This is a genomic window from Tissierella sp. P1, from assembly GCF_002266425.1.
In the GTDB taxonomy this organism is placed as follows: domain Bacteria; phylum Bacillota; class Clostridia; order Tissierellales; family Tissierellaceae; genus Tissierella; species Tissierella carlieri.
The window spans coordinates 1-8,773 of the sequence record NZ_NPMN01000057.1; the positions used below are offsets into that span (position 1 = coordinate 1).

The 8,773-nt window shown below is 29.1% G+C and carries 9 protein-coding genes; 7 read left to right on the forward strand and 2 right to left on the reverse strand.

The genetic code is table 11. The features are described from left to right. The first annotated feature begins 315 nt into the window (after window positions 1-315). Window positions 316-1,140, forward strand: coding sequence for a metallophosphoesterase (locus tag CIW83_RS21290; RefSeq protein WP_158220209.1), 825 nt, complete (start codon window positions 316-318; stop codon window positions 1,138-1,140). Window positions 1,141-1,147: 7 nt separating this feature from the next. After that, entirely contained in the window at window positions 1,148-2,221 is a 1,074-nt protein-coding gene (locus CIW83_RS21295) for a DNA polymerase IV (protein WP_369819423.1), read from the forward strand. A 53-nt stretch (window positions 2,222-2,274) separates the two neighbouring features. Here CIW83_RS21295 and ftsH read toward each other — a convergent pair whose 3' ends face one another. Together ftsH and CIW83_RS21305 are read right to left on the reverse strand one after the other, a co-directional pair. After that, window positions 2,275-4,122: an ATP-dependent zinc metalloprotease FtsH gene (gene ftsH / locus CIW83_RS21300; protein WP_094904440.1), complete on the reverse strand. Its 1,848-nt coding sequence runs from the start codon at window positions 4,120-4,122 to the stop codon at window positions 2,275-2,277. 30 nt (window positions 4,123-4,152) lie between these two features. Continuing rightward, window positions 4,153-4,596, reverse strand: coding sequence for a MarR family winged helix-turn-helix transcriptional regulator (locus tag CIW83_RS21305; protein ID WP_094904441.1), 444 nt, complete (start codon window positions 4,594-4,596; stop codon window positions 4,153-4,155). A gap of 259 nt (window positions 4,597-4,855) precedes the next feature. Between CIW83_RS21305 and CIW83_RS21310 the strand changes: the two genes are divergently transcribed. The 5 genes from CIW83_RS21310 (at window position 4,856) to CIW83_RS21330 (ending at window position 8,759) form a co-directional block, all read left to right on the forward strand. Beyond that, the gene (locus tag CIW83_RS21310; protein WP_094904442.1) at window positions 4,856-5,344 is read left to right on the forward strand and encodes an RNA polymerase sigma factor; all 489 of its coding nucleotides are present in this window, start codon (window positions 4,856-4,858) and stop codon (window positions 5,342-5,344) included. Next, window positions 5,341-5,874, forward strand: a complete 534-nt coding sequence (locus CIW83_RS21315; protein ID WP_094904443.1) for a zf-HC2 domain-containing protein — start codon at window positions 5,341-5,343, stop codon at window positions 5,872-5,874. The genes CIW83_RS21310 and CIW83_RS21315 overlap by 4 nt, the downstream gene beginning before the upstream one ends. Before the next feature lies 1 nt (window position 5,875). Beyond that, window positions 5,876-6,256: a DUF3139 domain-containing protein gene (locus CIW83_RS21320; protein ID WP_094904444.1), complete on the forward strand. Its 381-nt coding sequence runs from the start codon at window positions 5,876-5,878 to the stop codon at window positions 6,254-6,256. Next, window positions 6,231-6,692: a hypothetical protein gene (locus CIW83_RS21325; RefSeq protein WP_143598611.1), complete on the forward strand. Its 462-nt coding sequence runs from the start codon at window positions 6,231-6,233 to the stop codon at window positions 6,690-6,692. The genes CIW83_RS21320 and CIW83_RS21325 overlap by 26 nt, the downstream gene beginning before the upstream one ends. Before the next feature lie 264 nt (window positions 6,693-6,956). After that, complete coding sequence (locus CIW83_RS21330; protein ID WP_094904446.1) at window positions 6,957-8,759, forward strand: MutS family DNA mismatch repair protein; 1,803 nt, start codon at window positions 6,957-6,959, stop codon at window positions 8,757-8,759. Window positions 8,760-8,773 lie beyond the last annotated feature (14 nt).

An 8,773-nucleotide genomic window follows, 5' to 3' on the forward strand; every position in this document is an offset into this window, starting at 1 on the left:
AAGAATAGAGTATCTCCAGCCATTATCGTATATTGGAAACTTCCAGGAGGGCATACCTGTTCTATCTGATAATTATCATTCATAATAATCACTTTTCCTTTCATATATTTATAGTCATTATATATTATGCTGGAAAAGGAACAAATGCCAAAGATATTATAAGAAATGGACAAAATATTAGATTTTCATGTATTAATGAATATTTCAAGTCTTTTATTTCATTAACCAGCAAACTTCTTAAACATTGCAGGGATATATATTTATGATATAATCAATATATTATGGATACATCATTCTAGAAATGGGAGGATAAAAGTGAAATTGTTGAAAATTATATCTATTATTGTAACTTTAATAGTATTTGTATATATCTATAATTACGATCAGATAAGTAAATTTAGAGTCAGAGATATAAGAATAGATTCCAAAAAGGTAAGAAATAATTTAAAAATAACTCAAATATCTGATTTTCATTCTAATGACTTAATCGATCTAGAAAAAATGGAGGATAAGATAAAAAAATTTGATCCAGATATTATAGTGTTAACAGGTGATATTATAGATTCTAATGATATAGAATTAGATGCTGTAATTAAACTATTTGAAACATTATCGAGATTAGATAAGAATATTTATTTTGTGCAAGGTAATCATGAAGCTAGGCAGGAATTATATAAAGATTTAAAAGATGAGATGAAAAGATTAGAAATAATTATCTTGGAAGATAATTCTGCTACAATAACAGTAAATAACGAGAAAATAAATATTACTGGTCTTAAATTTCACTCAAAATCTAGAGAATATAATGAAGTTATATATTATCAAGAAGCGATTAAAGATCTAAATTTAGACTACTATAATGTTTTACTTAGACATTCTCCTAATAATGTGGAAAATATTTTAAGTGGAAAAGAAGACCTAATATTATCAGGACATACGCATGGCGGACAAATTAGGCTACCATTAATAGGAGCAGTGGTAGCTCCCGGGCAAGGATTTTTTCCAGAATATGATAAAGGCATTTTTAGAACAAATGATACCATTTTATATATTGATAGTGGCTTAGGAAATAGCGCTGCACCAATAAGGGCATTTAATCCTGTTCAAATTTCGAATATTATAATTGAGCCAGAGAAGTGATAAAATTATGGAAATACAAAATTTAAAGCAAAAAATGGAATTGAATATTATTCATGTAGATATGGATGCCTTTTATGCATCGGTGGAGGAGCAGGATAATCCTAAAATTAAGGGGTTGCCTGTAATAGTAGGTGGTTTGAGCAATCATGGAATTGTAACTACTGCTAATTATGAAGCTAGAAAATATGGAATTCATTCTGCTATGCCTATATTTATGGCAAAGAAAAAATGTCCAAAAGGTTGTTATGTATTTCCTAGGATGAAAAGATATCAAGAAGTGTCTAAGGAAGTTTTCAGTATTTTATATGAATTTACAGATTTAATAGAGCAAGTATCAATAGATGAAGCCTATTTAGATATTTCTAATATAAGTATGGAACCTTTGGAATTAGTCATGAAAATTAAAGAGAAGGTAATGATAGATACAGGCTTAACCATGTCAGTAGGGGTTTCATATAATAAATTTTTAGCTAAGCTTGCATCAGACTGGAATAAGCCAGATGGCATAAAAATAATAACTGAGGATATGGTTCCTAATATATTATTGCCGCTGCCAGTTAGAAAAGTACATGGTATAGGTCCGAAATCTACTAAAAAACTAAATGGTATAGGAGTATATACTATTGAAGACTTGCTAGGGCTTTCAGAAGATTTCCTTATAGAGCTCTTTGGAAAAGCTGGTATGGAAATATATAGTAGAATTCGTGGCATAGATTATAGGAAAGTCAATACTACCCGTGAGAGAAAGTCCTTAGGTGTAGAACGGACCTTTGAAGAAGCTACAAGTGATAAGAAAGTACTTATAAAATACTTAGAGAGATTCTCAGAGGAATTATCATATGATTTAAAGAATAGAGGTATACATGGACGTACGATTACTTTAAAGATAAAAGATGAAAATTTTGCTGTTCAAACAAGAAGTAAGACTCTAAATGAGTATATTAACGATTTGCCTCAGATATTTGATATATCTCTGGAGCTTTTAGAGGAGGTAGAGATACATAATAAAATTAGATTAATTGGTATAACAGCATCAAATCTTATGACTTCAGAATTAGAGCAGCTTTCTTTATTTGATTAAAAGCTACACTTATGTAATATTATATTGCATAAATGTAGCTTGTTATTTAATGATTAATTATTATATTGTTTTTCAGCAGCCTCAAGTACTTTCATAAATTCTTCACCTGTAATAGTTTCATGTTCTAACAAGAACTCAGAGAGTTCATGAAGCTTACTAATATTTTCAGTAAGAATATCTTTTGCTTTTTGGTGTGCTTTTTTAATAATGTGAAGAACTTCTTCATCTATTTTAGATGACATCTCAGCTGAACAAGCGAGAGAAGCATCTCCTCCTAGATATTGGTTTGATACTGTCTCTAGTGCCATCATATCGAAGGTATCACTCATACCGTAGCGAGTCACCATAGCTCTTGCTATTTTAGTAGCTTGTTCAATATCGTTAGATGCACCAGTAGTAATTGAATTGAAGATAATTTCCTCAGCTGCACGACCACCAGTTAAAGTGATTATTTTATTAAACATTTCTTCCTTGGACATTAAAAATCGTTCGCTCTCTTCTACCTGCATAGTATAGCCTAATGCACCAGAAGTCCTTGGAATAATAGTAATTTTATGAACAGGAGCAGAGTTCTTTTGCTTTGCTGCAACTAATGCATGTCCTATTTCATGATAAGAGATTATTAGTTTTTCTTTAGTAGATATTACAGCTCCCTTTCGTTGATAGCCTGCTATAACTGTTTCAACTGATTCTTCAAAGTCAGATTGATTTACCTTAGTACGTTTACATTTTACTGCACGTAGCGCCGCTTCATTTGCAATATTTGCAAGTTCTGCACCTGATGCACCAGAAGTAGCTCTAGCAACTGCATTGTAGTCGATATTATTTTCTACTTTAATTTTTTTAGTGTGAACCTTAAGAATATCTTCACGGCCCTTTAAATCAGGAAGCTCTACTGGAATACGCCTATCAAATCTTCCAGGTCGTAGAAGGGCTTTATCTAAAGTCTCTGGTCTATTGGTTGCTGCGAGAATGACAACACCTTTACTACCATCAAATCCATCCATTTCAGTAAGCAATTGATTAAGGGTTTGTTCACGTTCATCATTACCACCCATACCAGAATTATCACGTTTTTTACCAATAGCATCAATTTCATCAATGAATACTATACAAGGAGCTTTCTCCTGTGCTTGTTTAAATAAATCACGTACACGTGCAGCACCCATTCCTACAAACATTTCAACAAATTCAGAACCAGATATGGAGAAAAACGGAACATGCGCTTCTCCAGCAACAGCTTGAGCAAGTAAGGTTTTACCAGTTCCGGGCGGTCCTACAAGTAAAGCACCCTTTGGAAGTTGTGCACCGATTTCCTTATACTTATCTGGATTGTGAAGAAAATCAACGATTTCTGTAAGTGCTTCTTTCGCTTCATTTTGACCTGCAACGTCGGCAAAGGTTTTTCCAGTTTGAGCCTTTACATATACTTTAGCGTTACTTTTACCAAAGGTCATAGAATTACCACCAAATTTGCCTTGTAAATTACGGGAAAATAGTTGACCGATTCCTACAAGAAGTAGTATTGGAATAATCCATGTTAATAAGAAACTAGTAAGAGGTGACCTTTCTTTTGGAATTATCTCTGAAAATTTAATTTCTTTATGCTCATAAAGCTCGTACAAACGATTTACTAAATCAGGATCATACATTTTACCCGTTATAAATAAACTATCTTTTCCATCTTTATCTAAAGCAATAAAGGCAATTTGATTTTCTTGAATTTCAACTTCTTTAATATTTCCTGATTCTATCTGCTTTAAAAATGTTCCATAATCAACTTCGGTTATTTGTTGCTTTAATAGCGATGGAAATACAAAAGTATTCAGAAGCATCAATACTATCATTGTAATTGTATAATAGTAAATCAAAGGTTTTTTAGGATTTTTTTTTCTGTTCATAAACATTCCAACCTTTCTAATTAGGGTTTCTTAGACTTGATTCATTCTTATTAACAAGTCTTTTAAATTCTGTAGACCAAATATGATAGCACGAAGATTATCAGGGTCTTCACTTGAAAATATGGAGGAATATCTTTCTTTTAAAGTATTGTCAATTTCATCAATAGTAGATAAGCCTTTATCAGTAAGTGCTATCTTTACAACTCTTTCATCTGATTTATCTCTATGTCTTTGCAGATATCCTTTTTTCTCTAATTGTTTACACATAGATGAAGTATTTCCACTTTGTATACTCATCATCTTTGCTAAACTACCAATACTATGATCTTTATTGTCCTTTATTTCTCTAAGGATTTGAGTTTGTATAATAGTTAAATCATATTTATTAATTATAGGAATGAAAGTAGTACCCATGTTTACAGATACATCTCTCATTAAATCCATCAATTGATTTTTAAATTCTACGGCATCCATTTTTAGGCCTCCTTTTAAATTCACTAATATTCAAATAACTATATAAGTATATTATATATAATAGATATATAATATACCTTATATAGAGGATTGTCAATATAATTTATTTTATAAATCATGCTTATTATATATTTTCGTTATAATGTATACTTAAAAATAGGGGATTAAAGGGGTTATTCTTATAGAATATAAAATTATTTTAGAATATCTGTAATATTTCTGTAAAAAATGTGACTAATTATAGGGAGGGAGGATTTTGATGAAGGAAATAGAAAAGCTATATAAACTTTATAAAGATGATATTTATAGATATTTACTTTCTTTGACTCATAATCCTGACCTTGCAGAGGATTTGCTGTCAGAAACTTTCATAAATGCAATTAAGACAATCCCAAATTTCAAAGGACATTCTTCAATAAAAACATGGTTATTCTCCATAGCTAGAAATTTATGGTTACAAAATATTAGAAAAGAAAAATCCACATCTGAATATAATGACTTTCTACAATTATATGTAGTAGATACTATGGATGAAAAATTAATTACAAAGGAGATAGCAAAAAGAATAAGCAATTTATTATTAGAAAAAGATGAGCGTACGCAAAAAATAGTAAATATGAGATTAGAGGGCTATAGCTTTATAGAAATTGCCGCTAGTGTAGGTATATCAGAGAATTCAGCAAGAGTTATTGACTTTAGAACTAGAAAATGGATTAAATCTATTTTAGAAAAGGAGGGATTATATTGAAGAATATTTCTTGTGATATAATATTAGATTTAATACCACTAGTAAAGGATGGTGTAGCAAGTGAAGATAGCCAGAAAATAGTAAATGATCATATTAAAAGCTGTAGCAATTGTAAAGTAGAATTTGAATCCTTTGAAGACATTTATTCAGAACAAAAATCTATAAATGATAAAAAAATAATTTATAATATCAAAAAAAATATTTTCATAACACAAATTCTTATTCTGGCAATTGGAGCTATTACCGGAATAGCATTAACGAATTCTATGGCCATGTTTTATAACTTTATTATAATGCCTGTAATAGGAGGGATTTCTTTTATAGTGTTAAAGAGAAGATGGTATATAACTCCAATATCAGTTTTTATTTTGAGCTATTTATGGCAGACAATAGCGTGGACAATAGAAAGTGGATTCGATTGGACAATTTTGTATGGCAGTCTATTTTATAGCATCATATATACGAGCTTAATAGCACTGGGAGTAATCATTGCAAAGCTTCTAAAATTTGCATTTGGGAAAGGTGAATAATATGAAAAATATAAAAAATAAGATACTTAAAATACTTGCAGGACTAATAGCCATAATATTAATCGGTGGAATACTTTTTATTACAAATGCTTTCGTAGGAAATCCAATATCAGCAAGAATTGCAGATGAAACTATTAAACAGTATATTAAAGATAATTATTCTTATCTTGATCTTGAACTGGAAAAGCCAATATATAATTTTAAAGATGGATCATATGTGATGAATGTTAGATCCAAATCCAGTATAGATACTAAATTTGGTATACATTATAGAAATGGAAGTATAAGCTATGACAGTTATGAAATGCGAGTGCTAGGTATGTTTAATACATTAGATAGACTTTCAGATGAATATAGTGCTGTTGCAAAAAAAAATTATTGACAAAGAACTTGAATATGAAATAAAGAATACGAGAGTGATATATGATAAGAGTATTTATGAAAACGGCAATAATGCTTTAGAACTTGATATGAAATTTGATAAATCATTACCTATAGCTGCAGAAATTAATATTCGTACTAATATATTGGATACATCTATGGAAGATATAGCAAAGTTTTTAACTGATGCACATAAAGCTTTTATAAATAATGGTTGTTATTTTAAAAAATATGAATTATCTGCTGATAATGATGGGATTCTTGTAATGGTTGATGGAGTTACTCCAGAGGATATTGAAAGTGGCGATTTAGTGAACTTACTTCAAAAGGCTAAAGATTATGAAGATGATATTGTAGCTGAAAAAGAAAGTGAGAAAAAGGACTATAAAGAGAGAATCACCGTATTTATAAAAGATAACAATTCTAAAGGTGAGTAGTGAATAAGCGATTGCTCATTTTATAGCATATTTTTTATTGATTGTGCTTTTCGCTTTTTATAAGTTCTCATAATAGCTATTGTTATATTGCTTAAATCAATAATATTTTTATAATTTTCATCTTATCTAAGTCATTTGTGGTAGCAATATATTATATTCAGAAACGCGATTATACAAAAGTCAGTTCCAGAGGTAGAAAAGTAAAAAAATATAATCTAATGAAATTACTGAAGATATTGTGTATAATTAGGAAGAGGTGATTCAATGATTAAAGATAAATTTATGATAAGAATACAGAAACAAAATGGAAATATTAAGAAGTATAGCAGTATATCTAATTCGATTAGCATTGCGAGATTTATGGTATTTATAGGAATTATACTTCTTACTTATATAATTATTAAAATTAACCATAAATCAATCTATGTAATTATAGATTTTATTTTAGCTATAATATTTATTTGTTTAATAATATATCACAATATAATTAAGGATAAATTAAATTTTTCAAAAGAAATCATAAATATAAATAATAGATATTTAGCTAGAGTTGATGGGAATTGGATTGATTTTAATGATATAGGAGAAGAGTTTATAGATAAGGAACATAAGTATTCTTTTGACTTAGATATAGTAGGTAAAAAATCTTTATTCCAGTTTATAAATATAGCTAATACATGGAACGGAAGAAAAACATTAGCAAGAGATTTATTGGAAACTAGTTATAACAAGACTGAGATATATTTAAGACAAGAAGCAATAAAAGAACTTAGTAGTAAACTAGACTTTTGTCAAGAGCTGGAATATTTAGGAGGTAAACACAAAAAGGAATTATTAGATCCAGAAAATTTAATAAAATATGCAGAAAGTAAAGAAATTATGATAAAGTCACAAAGAGCAAGAGAATTAATCCATTTTCTTCCGATAATTGTAATACCATTATCTGTAGCAATCATAATATTTAAAATGAAGAGGATATATGTATTAATTCCACTATTAATATTGCTTCAATTCTTATTATGGATGATAAGGTTTTCGACGATGAATAATATCCTAAAACCAGTAGGTACTTTTAAACGTAACTTAGAAACTTATATGGATATATTAAAATTATTAGAAAAAGAAAATTTTCAGTCTAAAAAACTAAATAGTATAAAGGAAATATTATTTAGCGGAGAATATTCATCTATATTGGCGATAAAAGAGCTTGATAAGATTACGGAAAGAATTAACTTAAGACATAATAATGCTTTAATATATCTAGTATTTAATGGACTATTTTTATGGGATTATGAATGTGTTTTTCTATTAGAAAATTGGAAAAATACATATGGTTTGGAAGTTAAGAAGTGGATTGAGGCTATAGGAGAAGTTGAATCTTTAATTAGTTTAAGTGTCTTGATGCAAATAGATGAAGGAGTATCATTTCCAACTATAGATAATTCCAACTTAAGGGTAAGTGGAGAATCCTTAGGCCATCCTCTTATAAGCAATAACGAGAGAGTGTTAAATAATATAAAGATAGATGATAGTATTTTGATTATTACTGGTTCAAATATGTCTGGGAAAACAACATTTTTAAGAACTATAGGTATAAATTTGGTGTTAGCGTATAGCGGAGGACCTGTATATGCTAGTAAGATGTCATGTCCAATATTGGAGATATTTACGTCCATGAGAGTAACTGATGATTTGAAGAATGGAATATCAACCTTTTATGCAGAACTTCTTAGAATTAAGGAAATAATTAATTATGCAAATAAAAATAATAATATCATTTTTCTAATTGATGAAATCTTTAGGGGAACAAACTCCGAAGATAGGATATTAGGTGCTAAAAATGTTCTTGGAAATCTTAATAAATTAGGGGTAGTTGGGGCAATAACAACTCATGATTTAGAATTATGTATATTGGCTAAGTATAATAGGATAGAAAATTACCATTTCTCTGAGCAGTATAAAAATAATAAAATACATTTTGATTATAAAATCAAACCAGGAAAATCGACATCAACTAATGCAAAATATTTAATGGAATCAGTTGGGATTGAAATATTAGATGATTAGAACAAAGCAACAAG